The organism is Sphingomonas sp. IC-56 (assembly GCF_021043375.1).
Taxonomy (GTDB): Bacteria; Pseudomonadota; Alphaproteobacteria; order Sphingomonadales; family Sphingomonadaceae; genus Sphingomonas.
Genome location: NZ_JAJNDV010000001.1, coordinates 486,196 through 503,074 on the forward strand (window position 1 = coordinate 486,196; position 16,879 = coordinate 503,074).

Genomic DNA, 16,879 nt, shown 5'->3' on the forward strand with positions numbered 1-16,879 from the left:
CGGGCGAATAGCTTTCATCCATAACATATATGGGGAGAGTGGAATGCGCTATGGATTCGCCTTGCTTGCGCTGTTCAGCACGAGTGCATTGGCACAGCAGGCTCCGCAGAACCCGCCCGTCGATGCCGCCGCCGCCGCCCGCGCGGCGGCGAACGCTTTGCCCGACACGCCCGGCACCGGTGCATATCCCGCGATCAAGGAGGTCGATCCCACTCTGGCGGACCACGTCGTCTATCGCCCTGCGAATCTGCAGGCGCTGGGTGGGCGCAAGCTCGGGGTGCTGGTCTGGGGCAATGGCGGCTGTGTCGACGATGGCGCGAGCGCCCGCTTCCACCTGGCCGAGATCGCGTCCCACGGCTATCTCGTCATCGCTCCGGGCAAGATCCTGAGCGGCCCGGGCGCCAGCGCGAAACCCCAGACACGCCCGGCGGTGCCCAAGAAGCTCGCCGTCGTCACCACTGCGCAAGATGTTCGCGCCGGCATCGACTGGGCGCTGGCGGAGAATGGCCGCAAGGGCAGCGCCTATCATGGGCGCATCGATCCCAAGATGGTCGCCGTTGCCGGGCATAGCTGTGGCGGGCTGCAGGCGCTGCAGCTTGCGGGCGATCCGCGGGTCGGCACCGTGATCGTGCACAACAGCGGCATCTTCACCGACGGAACCAATCCGATCGCCGGCATGAGCGTCGACAAGTCGCTGCTCAAGACGCTGCACACCCCGGTGCTCTATGTGCTCGGGGGACCAAGCGACATCGCGTATCCGAACGGCACCGACGATGTGCGCAAGATCGAGCATGTCCCGGTCATGCTGGCAAACCTGAACGTCGGCCATGGAGGAACCTTCGCCGAGCCCAATGGCGGAGCAGTGGCGCAGGTCTTGGTCAGGTGGCTCGACTGGCAGCTTCGCGGCGACGCCACCGCGGCGAAGACTTTCAAAGGTGCCGATTGCGGGCTCTGCACCGACACGCAGTGGACGGTGGAAAAGAAGCGCATCGATTGAGCCACGATAGCCACCCCGGGACCCGCCGGGGTGGCTATCGGCAGAACTAACGCACCTCGCGCCCGCGAACAAAGGGCCGCAGCATCGGCGGCGGCGTGTGCGGCACGAACATGGCAGGTGCGGTCCCCCATTTCCCGTGCTCCAGACGCGTATCGAGGAAGCGGATCGATGCCATCACCGCCTCGGGCGAGAAGGTGCAATGACCGGCACCGCGGACATAGACGCTCTTTACGTCCCTTCCCCTCGCCGCTTCGGCATAGCCGCGTTGAAGCGAAGGCGAAGTCAGCCCGTCGCCAATGGTCTGCACCGCCAGCAACGGAACCCGCGGCTTCGCGTTGGGCGTATAGTGGCGCACCATATAGTCGACTGCGCTGGGCTTCGCCGCGACGCGCTCCCCCGCGTTGAGGCGGGCGAGCTCGGCGTCGAGATCGAGCCCGGCCTTCCGATACAGGGCCTCGACCATGGGCCGGCGGCCCGAAAGTGTAAGCTGCTGGCGGTAATCGACTCCCGTACTCCACGAAAACACCCCGCCGGCGCGTTGCTCTTGATCGGTGCGCGGCAGGAAGATGCCCATGGCAAAGCTGCGTCCGACCTCATCGGCCTGGGCTTCGTAATCGCTTGCATCGGGTTCGGGCTTGTCGCGGCTCGTCCAGCCGGGAAGGCCGCCGAGCACACCGGCTAGTGTCACCCGTGCGCGGCCCTCGGGCGTCGTCATGGCCAGCTTCAATGCGTCGTTCACGCGCCCCGCATTCGCGCGGTCATCGTCAACGTCGACCAGGCGAATGCCGGCATCGGGCGCGACCAGGGTGCGGAAGGCATAAGCGCCATCCAGCGCCATGTTCATCATCCCCACCGCGCCGCCGATCGAGGCGCACATCGCCAGCGCGCCATGGATCGCGGGCTTTTCCTGCTCCGCGAGCGCCGTGGTGACCAGCCCGCCCATCGAATAGCCCCATGCGATCACGCGCCTCGGCTTGGCGTGCGCTGCGGCGAACGCGGCAATCGTTGCGCGCTGTGCCGGCACCGCTTCAGCCAACGACCAGCCGCCAGCGCCATAATCGGACCCTGCAATGGCATAGCCGGCATCAAGCAATTGCCTGTTCATCCCGCGCGTCGCTGCTTCAGGCGACCCGGCGGTGGGCGAATAGCCCCTGCTCCACAGCAGCAGCGTACCGTTCCAGTTGGACGGGACTTCCGCCACCCACTTGGCACCCCCCGGCAGCGTCCCGGAGAGCGAGCGGGCTGAGGGTACCTGCTGTGCAGCGAGCGGAGTGCCCGCAGGGATCGCAGCCACTGCGCCCATCGCGAGTGCCAGGGCATGAATAGGGTACGGCATCTCACTCTCCCATTTTGTGCTTGCATCCCGAATAGTTCCGATGAAAGCGGTTGCATAGAATGTTTTCAGATGAAACAAATCGCGGGCTTTCTGCGCGGGTTGCGACCCACGTCGCATGTGTCAGCTACGATCAGCTGGAAGAGACGACCCGCGACGCCACGCGCCGCGCCTTGCTCGATGCGCTGGGGGTAACGCTCGCCGCTACCGGCCTTGCAGCCGAAGCGCTGCCTTACCGTAACCTCGCACTCGCTCAGGGTGCTGGGCCTTCGCGCGTCCTCGGCATCGATACCTGCACAAATCCCGTCGCGGCAGCACTGGCAAACGGGGCGCTCGCCCATGCGATGGATTTCGGCGACGCCTTTGATCCCGGCGCAGCACATCCCAACGCCGCGCTGGTTCCGGCACTGCTCGCGCTATCCGATGCCGACCCGCGTATCGACGGCGGGCGCTTCCTTGCGGCAATGACAGCGGGAAGCGACCTGGCATGCCGCCTGTCGATCGCGCCTGCACGCACTTACGAGGAAGGTGGCTGGTACCCGCCGGCGCTGGTCGGGCTGATCGCCTCCGCCGCCGCTTGCGCCAAGCTGATCGGGCTGGACGCGAAGGGCATATGCGACGCGATGGGGTTGGCGATGCTCTCCGCCAGCTTCCCCGGCGAAATCAAATATGATCCCGGCTCCCCCCTGCGCGGAGTTCGAGAAGCGTTCGCCGCGCGCGGCGCGGTCGAGGCCGCGTTGCTCGCCCAGGCCGACGCGCGCGCCTTCGCCGAGCCGCTCGAAGGGCGCGCGGGCTTTTTCGCCATCTATGGCGGCGGTGGCCCGACAGACGCGCTCACTGCCGATCTCGGGACGCGGTTCCTTGGCGATGAAGTCAGCTTCAAGCCCTGGCCATGCTGCCGCGGCACCCATGCCTATATCGAGGCCGCACTGGAACTTCGCCAGCGTTGCGACTGGCGGGAGATCGTGCGTGCCGAGGCCGAGATCGGCCCGGTGCAGGAAATGCTGATCCGGCCCCATTCCGCCAAGGCCGCGCCCGAGAATTCCATCCAGGCCAAGTTCTCGATCCCGTTCACCACCGCACACGCGCTGGTTCATGGCAGCGTCTCGCTCGACTCGTTCGGCGATGCGGCGCGTGCCGACAGCCCGGTGCTCGAACTGGCGCAGCGTGTGGTTGAGCGTCGCAATCCTGCCTGGGGACGTGAGCACGCGGCGAGTGGATCGCTCACGCTGATCCTGCGCTCGGGCGAGCGACTCGAACGCCAGGTGCCGCAAGCCGCCGGTCATCCCGGCAACCCGCTTTCGAACACCGCGCTGATCGACAAGTTCATCCTGTGCGCAAGCCGTGCCGCGATCCCGCTCGACTCCGGGAGAGCGGCGGCCGCAGCAGCGCGGATCCTCGCGCTGGGTCCCGGTGTCTCGGCATCGAGCCTGCTGCGGATGGAGCACAAAACGAGCGATACACGCTTGCAGCCGAGTTCTGACTAAGTTATCCGTCATAACAATAAAGAGGAGAGGACGCAGTGGCCAGTTTGCTTGAGGGCGCAGCCCGTACGTTCGAACGCCGCAATCCAGTGACCGGCAATGTCGCCACGACCACAACGGCTTCCACTGTCGCCGATGTTGATGCCGCCTGCGAGGCTGCCGCCGCCGCGTTTCCGGCCTGGTCGGCACTGGGCCCCAACGCTCGCCGCGCGATCCTGAACAAGGCCGCGGAAGCTCTGGAGGCGCGCAAGGACCAGTTCATTGCTGCCATGGTCGACGAGATCGGCGCGACGCCGCCGTGGGCCGGCTTCAACCTGATGCTCGCGGCCGGGATCGTTCGTGAGGCCGCGGCGATGACCACCCAGATCGGCGGCGAGGTGATCCCGTCCGACAAGCCCGGCTGCATTGCCATGGCGCTGCGCGAGCCGGTGGGCGTGATGGTCGGCATCGCACCGTGGAACGCCCCGATCATTCTGGGCGTCCGCGCGATCGCCATGCCGCTGGCTTGCGGCAACACCGTGATCCTCAAAGCCAGCGAGGCGTGTCCGAAGACGCACGCGTTGATCGTTGAAGCTTTCCAGGAAGCACTGCCCGAGGGCACCGTGAACCTGATCTCCAACGCACCCGAGGATGCAGGCGAGATCGTCGGCGCGCTGATCGACAACCGCCATGTTCGCCGGATTAACTTCACTGGCTCCACCCATGTCGGCCGGATCATCGCCAAGCGGGCGGCCGAGCATCTGAAGCCCGTGCTGCTCGAACTGGGCGGCAAGGCACCCTTCATCGTGCTCGACGACGCCGACCTCGACGAAGCGATCAAGGCAGCGGCGTTCGGTGCGTTCATGAACTCGGGCCAGATCTGCATGTCGACCGAGCGGATCATCGTCGTCGACAGCGTCGCCGATGCGTTCGCCGAAAAGTTCGCAGCCAAGGCCAAGACGCTCGCGGTCGGTAACCCCGCTGAGGGCAAGACCCAGCTCGGCGCGGTGGTCGATCAGAAGACCGTGGATTGTGTCGGCGGGCTGATCGAGGACGCGCTGGCCAAGGGTGCGGAGCGGATCGCGGGCGGTGAAAGCAACGGCGTGCTGATGCCCGCCACCGTGATCGACAAGGTCACCACCGACATGCGCATCTTCCGGGACGAGAGCTTCGGGCCTGTCGTGGGCATCATCCGCGCCCGGGACGAGGCGCATGCGATCGAGCTGGCCAATGACACCGAATATGGCCTGTCCGCCGCAGTCTTCACCAAAGACACTGCGCGTGGCCTGCGGGTCGCCAAGCAGATCAAATCCGGCATCTGCCACGTCAATGGCCCGACCGTGCACGACGAGGCGCAGATGCCTTTCGGCGGCACAAAGGCCAGCGGCTACGGGCGCTTCGGCGGCAAGGCCGGCATCGACGCTTTCACTGAGCTGCGCTGGGTAACGATCGAGACCCTGCCGGGCCATTATCCGATCTGAGGATCGGGTCGACTTAATAGAGGACTATCCGCAATGACCAATACCAGCAGCAATGGCGTCGTGGCCTATGACGTCGAGAATGGCATCGCCTGGGTGCGCTTCAACCGTCCCGACAAGCGCAATGCGATGAGCCCGACGCTCAACCGCGACATGATGGAAGTGCTCGACCTCCTCGAGCACGACCCGGCCGTGGGTGTGCTCGTTCTCGCAGGCGAAGGTTCGGCCTGGACCGCGGGCATGGACCTGAAGGAATATTTCCGTGAGACCGAGGCCAAGGGTCTGGCCGGCACGCGCCAGGCGCAGCGTGAGAGCTATGGCTGGTGGCGTCGCCTGCGCTGGTATCAGAAGCCGACGATCGCGATGGTCAACGGCTGGTGCTTTGGCGGCGGCTATGGCCCGCTCTTCGCCTGCGATCTCGCCTTCGCGGCGGAAGAAGCCAAATTCGGCCTGAGCGAAATCAACTGGGGCATCCTGCCCGGCGGCGGCGCGACCAAGGTGGCGACCGAGCTCCTGTCGTTCCGCAAGGCCATGTACCATGCCATGATGGGCGAGAATATCGACGGCAAGACCGCCGCCGACTGGGGCCTGGTCAACGAAGCGCTGCCGCTGGCCACGCTCAAGGACCGCGTCACCGAAGTGGCCAAGGTGCTGCTCGCCAAGAACCCTGTCGCGCTCAAGGCGACCAAGGACGCGGTCCGCCGCGTCGGCGTGATGACCTATGATGAGGCCGAGGATTACCTGATCCGCGCGCAGGAAGCCGCGAACTCCTACGACAATGAAGGCCGCAAGGAAGGCATCCGCCAGTTCATCGACGAGAAGAGCTACAAGCCCGGCCTCGGCGCGTACGACAAGGACAAGGTGAAGGCATAAGCCTCGGCCCCACGGCGGAGGCCGGGGGGCAAGTTTCGGCGCGGTCGGCGGTTCGACTGCCCCGCGCCGCCGATTAGCACTGCGCTCCGGCTCAGGCCGGGGTGCAGCAAGCCGTGGAACCATGATGCCCAATCTCACTCGCCTGCTTGCCCCCCGCTCCGTCGCGATCGTCGGCGCGTCGCCTACCCCGGGCGCGCTCGGCAACTCGGTGCTGCGCAATCTGGACCGGCATGGCTTTGCCGGCGAAGTTCACCTCATCAACCCCAAGCGGGACGAGATTGACGGGCGCCTCTGCCTCAAATCGATCGGCGAACTGCCTGAGGGCGTGGACGCGGCGGTGTTGGCGATCCCGGGCCCTGCCGTGCTCGGCGCGGTGCGCGAACTTGCAGCCCGGGGCGTCGGCGCGGCCGTCATCTTCTCGGCCGGCTTTGCCGAGGGAGGCGAGGAAGGTCTTGCCGCGCAGGCGGAAGTCGCGCGCATCGCCGCCGAAAGCGGCATGGTGATCGAGGGGCCCAATTGCCTTGGTCTGGTCAATTACGTCGACGGCGTCGCCCTGACGTTTGTCGAAACGCCTGCGGTCAGGCTCGGCGACGCGCCGGGCGTGGGCATCGTCAGCCAGTCCGGCGCGATGGCGGTGGTGCTCGGCACCACGCTGATGGCCAAGGATCTGGGCATTTCGATCTCGGTCTCAACGGGCAACGAGGCCGCGAGCGGCGTCGAGGATTATGTCGAGCATCTGATCCATGCCGGCCACACACGCGTGATCGGCATGATCGTCGAGCAGTTCCGAAAGCCCGCGCGCTTCCTGGAACTGGCCGAACAGGCTCGTGCCGCCGGCAAAACCATCGTGTTGCTCCACCCGGGGAAATCGAGCGCCGCGCGCGAGTCCGCCGCGACGCATACCGGCGCAATGGCTGGCGACTGGCAGTTGATGAAGGCCAAGGTCGAGCGCGCCGGCGTGGTGCTGGTCGACAGCCTGGAGGAACTCGCCGACGTCATCGAGATCGCACATCGTGCCAAGCCGGTTGGCCGCGGCGGCGTCGGCGTGCTGACCGAGAGCGGCTGTTTCAAGGCACTGGTGCTGGATCTTGCCGAGCAGATCGGCCTGGGCCTTCCCGTCGTCGGGGCACATACCGAAGCGAAGCTCCGCGCTGCCATCCCCGACTTCATCCCGGTCTCGAATCCGATGGACCTGACCGCCCAGGCACTGGTCGATCCCGATCTCTACCGCCGCACACTCCAGCCGCTACTCGAGGATGACGATTTCGCCGCAATCGTGATCGGCATCATCCAGACCGATGAAGCCACTGCCGCGCGCAAATTTCCCTACATCATCGACGCGGTGCAACAGATCGCGCCCGAAAAGCCGGTAATCTTCGCGGGGCTCGACGAAGGAGCGCCCTTCGACGCCGCGCACATTGCCGGGCTTCGGGCGATCGGCGTCCCCTACTTCCCGTCCGCCGATCGCGCTTTCCGGGCATTGCGGCAGTTGTCGAAGCTCGCCGAGCGAGACTTCGGAAGGAGCGAAGCACCTGCGCAAAAGCTCGACCTGCCAAGCGGCGTCGTTCCTGAATATCGTGCCAAGGCGCTGCTCGCGCCCTTGGGCATCCCCTTCCCCAGCGGCGGCTTCGCCGCCGCCCTGGCACAAGCGAAGCAAACCGCTGCCGAGGTCGGCTATCCCGTCGTCCTCAAGGCACAGGCCGCAGCGCTCAGCCACAAGAGCGACGCCGGCGGCGTCATCCTGAACATCGCCGACGAAGCCGCGCTCGAGGCTGCCTGGGCAAAGCTCCACGCCAACGTCGCCGCCTATAAGGCGGATATTGTGCTCGATGGAGGGCTGGTCGAGGCGATGGGCGCGCGCGGCGTCGAGTTGATCGTCGGTGCCAGGAACGATCCCGAATGGGGGCCGGTGATCCTGATCGGCTTCGGCGGCGTTACTGCCGAACTGCTCCACGACGTTTGCCTGCTGCCCCATGACCTGCCACGCGAAGCTGTCATCGCGGCGCTGCGGGGGCTCAAGCAGGGCGCATTGCTGGACGGCTATCGCGGGTCGCCCGCACTGGACGTGAACGCGGTCGCCGATCTCGTTGTGACATTGGGAAGCGTCCTCGCGGGAACGCCGGCTATCCGCGAGATCGACCTCAACCCGGTGGTGGTCTATCCGCAGGGCAAGGGCGTCGTCGCGCTCGACGCACTGATCCTGGCGGGCGAGTAGTAAAGCACGCTGCGGGCGGTTCGGCACGCTAGGAGGATGAGCCTCAGAGACGTTTGGCAGCGATCCGCCCCAGAAGCTCCAGCAGCGTCTCCCGCTCCTGGGCGGTCATGTCCGCGAGCATCTGTGCCTCGTGTGCCTGGATCCGCGCGGTGCACTCCTGACGCATCGCCTCCCCGGCTTGCGTCAGCGTGAGCGAAAAAGCCCGCCTGTCGGTGGGTGAGACTTCCCGCGCGACCAGCCCACCATCGACAAGTTCGTTGATCAGCGAGACCATGTTGGCGCGCTTGATGCCAAGCGCAGCGCCGACGGTGCCCTGATTGACCCGCGGGTTGGCCGCGATGATGGAGAGGATGCCGACCAGCACCTGGCGCATGCCGGTCCCCTTCACCGCTTCCTGGAAGTCGAGCGCGAATGCCGCGGAGGCGCGTCGCAGATGATAGCCGACGAGCGAAGAAAGATCGCCCAGTGGGAGGGGGTTGCCTGACATTCCATCTTGGAAGCCATTTTGCGTGCTCACGTCAACCAGCTGGAGCATAATGAATCCGCCCACGGGGCTCAGTATGCAGCAAAGCGACCTGCGCGGCAGTGACCATCAGGTTCATGGCTTGAGCGCCGAGCCGCAAGGTCTGCCGTCATGGCTAAGGCCGGCGCGTGCGCAGTCTGAAATTTTTACCTGTAGAAGTTCTTCAGCGTTCTTGAAAAATGGGCCACTTTGCAGCGGGTCTAGCTTAGAAGGGCAAAAACGGCTTCACTTGCGATCTCCGCAGGTTGCGCGGACAAGCTCAGTGGGTCGGGCCCTCTCCCAAGCGCCGCTTCGACCGGCGGTCGTTTCGCTTCTACCCGCTTCGACGCGCTCCGTTCGGCGCTTTTTCGTGCCTGCCGGGCAACGAAGCTCGGGAAGCGGCGTATAGCCCTGCAGCATCACGGTCGAACAACAGGGAGCAGATGATGGCACGATCGGCGGAAAAGCGCGGCAAGGACGAAACGGCTGCGGCCGAGAAGAAGGTCAAGGCCACGGGTAAGCCCGCTGGCGGTGCGCGCGGCGGCATCACCGCACCCGTCACGCCTTCTGAGGATCTGGCCGAGATCGTCGGCAACGACGACCTGCCCCGCAGCGAGGTCGTCAAGAAGGTGTGGGACTACATCAAGAAGAACGATCTTCAGGATGCCAAGGACCGGCGCCAGATCAACGGCGACGACAAGCTGTCCAAGATTTTCGGCAAAAAGTCGGTGAGCATGTTCGAGATGAACAAGCATCTCAGCAAGCACCTCACCGCCAAGAAGTAAGCTACGGCGTCCGGCATCGGGCTGGCTCCGGACAAGGGTTCGGGGCCGCCCTTTGCGCAACAGTTCCCCGGCGAAGGCCGGGGCCAGCTGCATGGAATCGGATCACGCGGAAGCGCTCTCCCCTCTCATGACCCCACTCCGGCCACCGCCAGGGAACTCGGGCTGAATACGCCTACAATCCTCCCCCTCCCCCGCCCCTGCCCCCATTCACCGAATGCGCCGGCTGCGCGCCACTGACCGCGCCTGCCGAACGGATCGCGGCGCGGACATACCTTCCAAGCATGCACGGACTTGGCGACGACACATATCCTGCGCATGCTCATCCTCAGGTCGGCCCCCGCTCGAGTCGAAGGAGGCCGCACCTCGCGCTGCCGACGGGTCAACGACCACGGCAGCGCGTCGAACGTTGAACGGCTGATCGGGAGAGGCTCAGCCGGATACCTCCAAGCCACGGGCCCTGGCCCACCATCTGCAGGGGAGTTATCGTGATGCCCATTGTCACCACCACCGACGGCGTCGACACTTTCTTCAAGGACTGGGGCCCCAAGGACGCCCAGCCCATCATGTTCCACCATGGCTGGCCGCTGTCGTCCGACGATTGGGACGGGCAGATGCTGTTCTTCCTCGCCCAGGGTTACCGCGTCGTCGCGCATGATCGGCGCGGCCATGGCCGCTCGGCCCAGGTCGATTTCGGCCACGACATGGATCATTATGCCGCCGATGCGGCCGCGGTTGCCGAACATCTCGACCTGCGCAGCGCCGTCCATATCGGCCACTCCACCGGCGGCGGCGAAGTCGCACGCTATGTCGCCCAGCATGGCATCCCTCAGGGCCGCGTTGCCAAGGCGGTGCTGGTCAGCGCCGTGCCGCCGATCATGCTGAAGACGGAGCGTTATCCCGGCGGTCTGGAAATCGAGGTGTTCGACGGCTTCCGCAAGGCACTGGCCGGCAACCGCGCCGAGTTCTTCAGGGCCGTGGCGTCCGGCCCCTTCTACGGCTTCAACCGGGATGGCGCGGAGGTAAAGCAGGCGGTGATCGACAATTGGTGGCGCCAGGGCATGATGGGCAGCGCCCAGGCCCATTACGATGGCATCAAGGCGTTCTCCGAAACCGACCAGACCGAGGACCTGAAGGCGATCACCGTGCCCACTTTGGTCCTGCACGGCGACGACGACCAGGTCGTGCCGTACCAGAACGCAGGCGTACTGTCGGCCGACATCCTGCCGGACGCGACGCTGAAGCTCTACCAAGGCTTTTCGCACGGCATGCTGACGGTCAATGCCGACATTTTGAACGCCGATCTGCTCGCCTTCGTGCGCGGTTGATCCTGAACACCGCGGAGACGCCTAGTGGCCGACGACCTGCCCGACGACAGCAAGCTGACGCGCTCCAAGCGCGGTTGGGCCGAAGCGGGCAAGTTTCTGACCGGCCATGCCGCCACGCCGCAGGGCGAACGGCTGCCGCCCGGGCAGCATCTGGTCAAGAACTGGCCGGTGCTCGACCTGGGCCGGCAGCCCGACATTGGCCTGCACCGCTGGAAGCTGGCGGTGGACGGGCTGGTGGAGCGGCCACTCACGCTCGATTGGGATGCATTCCTCGCCTTGCCGCACGAGGATCGGGTGAGCGACATCCACTGCGTCACCACCTGGTCGCGCTATGACAATCGCTGGAAAGGCGTTCCCACCCGCACGCTGCTCGACCAGGTGCAGCCGCGCGACGAGGCAGTGGCGGTGATGCTCCACGGCTATGACGGCTATACCACCAACCTGCCGCTCGCCGACTTCGCTTCGCCCGACGCACTGCTGGTGCGCGAATGGGAAGGCAAGCCACTGACGCGCGAACATGGCGGCCCCGTTCGGCTGGTGGTGCCGCATCTCTATTTCTGGAAAAGCGCGAAGTGGATCGCGCGCATTGAGCTGATCGGGCGCGACAAACCGGGTTTTTGGGAGGTCAATGGCTACCATATGCGCGGCGATCCGTGGGGTGAGGAACGCTATTCCTGACTCTGGAGTGTTCCCCATCCGTTCGCATTAGTCTAAGGCGCCTCCATGGTCCGCAAGATCATCCATGTCGATATGGACGCCTTTTACGCGTCGGTGGAGCAGCGCGATAATCCCGAACTGCGCGGCAAACCCGTCGCTGTCGGCTCGCCAGCCGCCCGCGGCGTCGTAGCCGCCGCCAGCTATGAGGCGCGCACCTTCGGAGTGAAGTCCGCCCTTCCCTCCGTCACTGCACTCCGCCGCTGCCCAGAGCTAGTGTTCGTCCGCCCCCGTTTCGACGTCTACAAGAACGTATCCCGCCAGATCCACGCGATCTTCGCCGAATTCACCGATCGCATCCAGCCACTGTCGCTCGACGAAGCTTATCTCGACGTGACCGACAACAAGCAGGACCTCCCCACCGCCTGGGCAACTGCGAAGGCGATCCGTGCACGCATCCTGGAGGAAACCGGACTGACCGCCTCGGCGGGCATTTCGTACAACAAGTTCCTGGCTAAGCTCGCCTCCGACCACCGCAAGCCCAATGGCCAGTTTGCCGTGACGCCCGACATGGGCGCGGCCTGGGTGGAGACGCTGCCGGTTTCGCGCTTCCACGGGGTGGGTCCCGTGACGGCACGGAAGATGCAGTCGCTTGGCATCGAGACGGGCGCGGATCTGCGCGCGAAGTCGATCGCGTTTCTCCAGGCACATTTCGGCAGTTCGGCGGCCTGGTATTATGCGATTGCCCGGGCAGAAGACGAGCGTCCCGTAGAGGCGCACCGGGTGCGCAAATCGTCCGGGTCGGAGACGACCTTCCACCATGACTTGACCGAAGCGGGCGAGATCGAGGCGGGGGTGCTCCGCATGGCGGATGATGTCTGGGGATGGTGCGACAAGGCGCAGGCGTTTGGGCGCACCGTGACCGTTAAGGTGAAGTACCAGGACTTCCAGCAGATCACCCGTAGCCGCAGCTACCCTGGTGTGGTCGATAGCAAGGTGGCGCTGCATGCCGCGAGCCTGGGACTGATCCGGTCGGTGCTGCCCGCGGAGAAGGGCATCAGGTTGGTGGGCGTGACGGTTTCGAACTTCGAAGCGCGGGAGGAGATGGCCGCGGTTGAGCTGCCGTTGTTCGGGTAGCTCTTGCGCGCTTCTTATTTGAGGCACCCCGGCTCTACGCCGGGGTGCGGAGTGCTAGTCGTCCGAGGGGGACTGGCGGTCCGGGTCGGTGCCGGTGGCGGGGGTGTCGGTGTTGTCGCCGTCTTCCATGCCGAAGCGGGTGGTGTCGGTTTCGCCGGGCTTTGGGAGGACCTTTTCGGGTTCGTCTGGCATGTCGTTCTCCTGGGTTTTGCAGGACTTAAACGAAGCTGGCCACTATCTGTTCGACGCGGAAAACAAGCTTTCGACGGCGAGGATTTCGATGGCGTCGGGGCGGCCATTGAAGTCGGCGCGCTCACCTTCTTCCAATCTGATCAATGCCTTAGCCAGAGGCGCCTGGAAGGAGAGCCGGTCCGCGGCGGGTTCGGCCTCGTCATGGCCGACGATTTCGAGGACACGCTCCTTGCCGGCCAGACGGATGCGGACTCGGGTGCCGATGCCCGCCACCCCGTCCTCCGGGCTAGGCGCGATCTCCGCAGTGGTGCGGCGGGTGTTCCAGTAGCGCAGCTCCCGGCGCAGCGCTTCGCGCGGTTCTTCCTGCGTTTCCAAGGCGATAGCACCCTCCAGCTCGGCGACCTTGGCTTCGATCAAGGCAAGGCCGCGCGGGGTCACCAGGTTCGGGCCCGGGACCATCGGGATCTCGAACTTGGGTTCCTTGTGCTCCTCGTCACTTTCCCGGCGAAAGGCGACGCTCATCGCTGGGGAAGTTCCTGGAGCGTGGAGGATACTTTCCACAGATCGGTCGCGCCTTCGGTGGCGTGGCGGTCGATTTCGGCGAGTTCTTCGGGGCTGAAATCGAGGTTTTTGACCGCATCGAGCGAATTATCGAGTTGTTCGACGGTACGCGCACCGATCAGCGCGGAAGTGACGCGGGGATCGCGCAGCACCCAGGCGATCGCCATTTGCGCGAGCGTCTGGCCACGGCGATGGGCGATGTCGTTGACCGCACGGATGCGGGCGAGGTTGTCCTCGCTCAGAAGGTTCTCGCCGAGCGAGCCGCCCTTGGCCGCGCGGGCGTCCTGCGGCACGCCGTTCAGATACTTGTTGCTGAGCATGCCCTGCGCCAGCGGCGAAAAGGCGATGCAGCCGGTGCCGAGATCGTCGAGCGTGTCGAGCAGGCTCTCCTCCACCCAGCGGTTGAGCATCGAATAGCTCGGCTGGTGGATGAGCAGCGGCACCTTGTACTCGGCCAGGATCGCGGCGGCCTGACGCGTCAGTTCGGGCGAGTAGGAGGAGATGCCGACATAGAGCGCCTTGCCCTGCCGGTGGATCTGGGCGAGCGCGCCCATCGTCTCTTCGAGCGGGGTCTTGGGATCGACGCGGTGCGAATAGAAGATGTCGACATAGTCCAGGCCCATGCGCTTGAGGCTCTGGTCGCACGAGGCGATCAGATACTTCCGGCTGCCGCCGACATCACCGTACGGCCCGGGCCACATGTCCCAACCGGCCTTGGTGGAGATGATCAGTTCGTCGCGGTGCTGCGCGAAGTCGGTCGCCATGACGCGGCCGAAATTCTCCTCGGCCGAGCCATAAGGCGGGCCGTAATTGTTCGCGAGATCGAAATGGGTGACGCCCCGGTCGAAGGCGCGGCGGAGCATCGCGCGGCCGGTTTCGAACACATCGGTGCCACCGAAATTCTGCCAGAGCCCGAGGGAGATCGCCGGCAGATCGAGGCCCGAGCGGCCGCAGCGACGGTACGGCATGCGGCCGTCATAGCGGGCGGGATCGGCGGTGTAGGGCTGTGGGAAGGACATCCAACTCTCCGAAGTGTTTTGCCGGCCCTGCCAATGGCGGCCCCTCCCTGCAAGGGAAGGGGTGGATGTGGGCCGAAGGCGAGCTTAACGCTTGAGGCAAAGAAAAGGGCCGGGGCATCGAGCCCCGGCCCTTTTCATAACCCACCCCTTGATCCCCTCCCTTGCAGGGAGGGGAAGGCTTAGACGGTGAAGCTTTCGCCGCAGCCGCAGCTGCCTTTGGCGTTCGGGTTCTGGAAGACGAAGCCGGCGGTGAAGTCGTCCTCTACCCAGTCCATGGTCGAGCCGATCAAATAGAGGATCGAGGCGCCGTCGACGAAGAAAGTGCCGCCCGGGGTTTCGATGCGCTCGTCGAAGGGCTTGGCTTCCGTGACATAGTCGACCGAGTAAGCGAGACCCGAACAGCCGCGGCGCGGGGTCGACAGCTTGACGCCGACGGTGCCCTCGGGCGCCTTCGCCATCAGGTCGGCGATGCGCTGTTCGGCCGAGGGCGTCAGGTTGAGCGCGGCGGGGCGCGCGCGGGTCTTCACGTCGGTCATTAGAGCATGCCCAGTTCGAGCTTGGCGTCGTCGCTCATCTTTTGCGGGTCCCATGGCGGATCCCAGACGAGGTTCACTTCGGCATGGCCTATGCCGGGCACGGAACCCACGCGCAGCTCGACTTCGCCGGGCATCGATTCGGCAACCGGGCAATGCGGGGTGGTCAGCGTCATCTGCACCGCGGCGTGACCGTCGGCAGTGATGTCGACGCCGTAGATCAGGCCGAGATCGTAGATGTTCACCGGGATTTCGGGATCGTAGATCTCTTTCAACGCCTCGATGACCGCGTCGTAGAGCTCACCGCCCGGTTCGCCGGCCGGATGCGGCTCAGGCTTTTGCGCCAGGAAGCCGGAGAGGTAGTCGCGCTGCCGCTCGGGCGCCGGGGCGTCGACCGGCGCAGCCACTGCGTCCTCGACACGGGCGCGCGGCGCCGCCTCGACGGCGTCGACTTCTTCCACCATGATCTTGCGCTCTTCGTTCATCCGAAGATCCTCGTCACTCTCTCGATACCCTTCACCAGCGCGGCGATATCGCCTGCGCCATTGTACACGCCGAAGCTGGCCCGTGCCGTCGCCGGAACGCCCAGGCTGTCCATCAGCGGCTGGGCGCAGTGGTGGCCGGCGCGGATGGCGACATTGCCTTCATCCAAGATGGTGGCGACGTCGTGCGGATGCACCCCCTCGACGGCAAAACTGACGATCCCGGCGCTGTCGTCGGGGCCGAACAGGCGGACGCTATTGATCTGCGACAGCGCGTCGCGCGCCTGCGTAACCAACGCGGTTTCGTGGGCGTGGATGCGATCCAGGCCGATGCCATCGACATAGTCGATCGCGGCGTGGAGGCCGACCACGCCGACGATGTGCGGGGTGCCCGCTTCGAACCTGCCCGGCGGCGGGGCGTAGGTGGTCTTGGCAAAGGTCACGCGGTCGATCATCGATCCGCCGCCTTGGTAAGGCGGCATCGCGTCGAGCAGGTCGTAGCGGCCCCACAGCACGCCGATGCCGGTCGGGCCGTAGAGCTTGTGCCCGGAGAAGACGTAGAAGTCGCAGCCTAGGTCGGCGACGTTCACGGGGAGGCGCGGCACGGCCTGGCAGCCGTCGAGCAGGATCTTGGCGCCGACTGCGTGCGCGAGTTCGACTGCGCGCTTCGCGTCGAGGACCGAACCGACCACGTTGGAGACATGGGCGAGCGCGACCAGCTTGTGCTGCTCGGTCAGCATCGCCGCCATCGCATCAAGGTCGATGCGGTGGTCACCGGTCAGCGGCACGACGTCGATCTGCGCGCCGGTGCGTTCGGCCACCATCTGCCACGGCACGATGTTGGAATGGTGCTCCAGCATGGAGAGCAGGATGCGGTCGCCGGGCTTGAGGTTGGTGGCGGCCCAGCACTGCGCGACCAGGTTGATGCCCTCGGTCGCGCCGCGGGTGAAGATCACTTCCTGGGGCTTGGCGCCAATGAAGCGGGCGACGCGTTCGCGCGCGGCTTCGAAGGCCAGCGTCATGTCCGCCGAGCGCTGGTACACGCCGCGATGCACCGTGGCGTAGGTCTCGCCATAGCCGCGGGTGATCGCGTCGATGACCGGGCGGGGCTTTTGCGAGGTAGCGGCGGTGTCGAGATAGGCCCAGCCGGAAGGGATTGCGGGGAAGTCGGCGAGGACGTCGAGGGGGGCAGCCGTCAAATCCTCCCCGGCACGGGGAGGGGGACCAGCCGCAGGCTGGTGGAGGGGGGTGGCCGCAAAGGTGCCCGCTGGTGGCGAGCCCCCTCCACCACCAGCTTCGCTGGCGGTCCCCCTCCCCGTTTCGGGGAGGA

At 65.7% G+C, this 16,879-nt stretch carries 17 protein-coding genes; 9 read left to right on the top strand and 8 right to left on the bottom strand.

From position 1 onward, the window contains the following. Positions 1–43 precede the first annotated feature (43 nt). Complete coding sequence (locus LQ953_RS02450; RefSeq protein WP_231028903.1) at positions 44–997, top strand: hypothetical protein; 954 nt, start codon at positions 44–46, stop codon at positions 995–997. Positions 998–1,043: 46 nt separating this feature from the next. Here the strand turns inward: LQ953_RS02450 and LQ953_RS02455 are convergent, their stop codons facing one another. Beyond that, positions 1,044–2,333 carry an alpha/beta fold hydrolase gene (locus tag LQ953_RS02455; protein ID WP_231028905.1) on the bottom strand — a complete coding sequence of 430 codons (1,290 nt, stop codon included), beginning with the start codon at positions 2,331–2,333 and terminating at the stop codon, positions 1,044–1,046. A 59-nt stretch (positions 2,334–2,392) separates the two neighbouring features. On the opposite strand from LQ953_RS02455, the gene LQ953_RS02460 reads away from it, so the two are divergent. The 4 genes from LQ953_RS02460 to LQ953_RS02475 all read left to right on the top strand — a co-directional run bounded on the left by LQ953_RS02460 (position 2,393) and on the right by LQ953_RS02475 (position 8,359). Further along, positions 2,393–3,817, top strand: coding sequence for an MmgE/PrpD family protein (locus LQ953_RS02460; protein WP_231028906.1), 1,425 nt, complete (start codon positions 2,393–2,395; stop codon positions 3,815–3,817). A 35-nt stretch (positions 3,818–3,852) separates the two neighbouring features. Continuing rightward, on the top strand, positions 3,853–5,274 hold the full coding sequence (locus LQ953_RS02465) for an aldehyde dehydrogenase (RefSeq protein ID WP_231028907.1): 1,422 nt from the start codon (positions 3,853–3,855) through the stop codon (positions 5,272–5,274). Between the two features lie 33 nt (positions 5,275–5,307). Then, positions 5,308–6,144, top strand: coding sequence for a p-hydroxycinnamoyl CoA hydratase/lyase (locus tag LQ953_RS02470; RefSeq protein WP_231028908.1), 837 nt, complete (start codon positions 5,308–5,310; stop codon positions 6,142–6,144). Between the two features lie 124 nt (positions 6,145–6,268). After that, positions 6,269–8,359 carry an acetate--CoA ligase family protein gene (locus LQ953_RS02475; protein ID WP_231028909.1) on the top strand — a complete coding sequence of 697 codons (2,091 nt, stop codon included), beginning with the start codon at positions 6,269–6,271 and terminating at the stop codon, positions 8,357–8,359. Between the two features lie 43 nt (positions 8,360–8,402). Here the strand turns inward: LQ953_RS02475 and LQ953_RS02480 are convergent, their stop codons facing one another. Continuing rightward, positions 8,403–8,846, bottom strand: coding sequence for a MarR family winged helix-turn-helix transcriptional regulator (locus LQ953_RS02480; protein WP_231028910.1), 444 nt, complete (start codon positions 8,844–8,846; stop codon positions 8,403–8,405). A gap of 461 nt (positions 8,847–9,307) precedes the next feature. Between LQ953_RS02480 and LQ953_RS02485 the strand changes: the two genes are divergently transcribed. The 4 genes from LQ953_RS02485 to dinB all read left to right on the top strand — a co-directional run bounded on the left by LQ953_RS02485 (position 9,308) and on the right by dinB (position 12,762). After that, the gene (locus tag LQ953_RS02485; RefSeq protein WP_330999369.1) at positions 9,308–9,646 is read left to right on the top strand and encodes an SWIB/MDM2 domain-containing protein; all 339 of its coding nucleotides are present in this window, start codon (positions 9,308–9,310) and stop codon (positions 9,644–9,646) included. 488 nt (positions 9,647–10,134) lie between these two features. After that, entirely contained in the window at positions 10,135–10,971 is an 837-nt protein-coding gene (locus LQ953_RS02490) for an alpha/beta fold hydrolase (RefSeq protein ID WP_231028912.1), read from the top strand. Between the two features lie 24 nt (positions 10,972–10,995). Beyond that, complete coding sequence (locus LQ953_RS02495) at positions 10,996–11,649, top strand: sulfite oxidase-like oxidoreductase (protein ID WP_231028914.1); 654 nt, start codon at positions 10,996–10,998, stop codon at positions 11,647–11,649. Positions 11,650–11,694: 45 nt separating this feature from the next. Continuing rightward, on the top strand, positions 11,695–12,762 hold the full coding sequence (dinB, locus tag LQ953_RS02500; protein ID WP_231028919.1) for a DNA polymerase IV: 1,068 nt from the start codon (positions 11,695–11,697) through the stop codon (positions 12,760–12,762). Between the two features lie 54 nt (positions 12,763–12,816). On the opposite strand, the gene LQ953_RS02505 is transcribed toward dinB, so the two are convergent. The 6 genes from LQ953_RS02505 to LQ953_RS02530 all read right to left on the bottom strand — a co-directional run bounded on the left by LQ953_RS02505 (position 12,817) and on the right by LQ953_RS02530 (position 16,748). Continuing rightward, positions 12,817–12,954 carry a hypothetical protein gene (locus tag LQ953_RS02505; RefSeq protein ID WP_231028920.1) on the bottom strand — a complete coding sequence of 46 codons (138 nt, stop codon included), beginning with the start codon at positions 12,952–12,954 and terminating at the stop codon, positions 12,817–12,819. 42 nt (positions 12,955–12,996) lie between these two features. Then, positions 12,997–13,476 carry a GreA/GreB family elongation factor gene (locus LQ953_RS02510; protein WP_231028921.1) on the bottom strand — a complete coding sequence of 160 codons (480 nt, stop codon included), beginning with the start codon at positions 13,474–13,476 and terminating at the stop codon, positions 12,997–12,999. Beyond that, positions 13,473–14,534: an L-glyceraldehyde 3-phosphate reductase gene (gene mgrA, locus LQ953_RS02515; RefSeq protein WP_231028923.1), complete on the bottom strand. Its 1,062-nt coding sequence runs from the start codon at positions 14,532–14,534 to the stop codon at positions 13,473–13,475. Before mgrA ends, LQ953_RS02510 begins: the two co-directional genes overlap by 4 nt. 179 nt (positions 14,535–14,713) lie before the next feature. Next, on the bottom strand, positions 14,714–15,070 hold the full coding sequence (locus tag LQ953_RS02520; protein ID WP_231028925.1) for a HesB/IscA family protein: 357 nt from the start codon (positions 15,068–15,070) through the stop codon (positions 14,714–14,716). Beyond that, entirely contained in the window at positions 15,070–15,552 is a 483-nt protein-coding gene (locus tag LQ953_RS02525; RefSeq protein ID WP_231028926.1) for an SUF system Fe-S cluster assembly protein, read from the bottom strand. Before LQ953_RS02525 ends, LQ953_RS02520 begins: the two co-directional genes overlap by 1 nt. Beyond that, positions 15,549–16,748 carry a cysteine desulfurase gene (locus tag LQ953_RS02530; protein ID WP_231028927.1) on the bottom strand — a complete coding sequence of 400 codons (1,200 nt, stop codon included), beginning with the start codon at positions 16,746–16,748 and terminating at the stop codon, positions 15,549–15,551. The genes LQ953_RS02525 and LQ953_RS02530 overlap by 4 nt, the downstream gene beginning before the upstream one ends. Positions 16,749–16,879 lie beyond the last annotated feature (131 nt).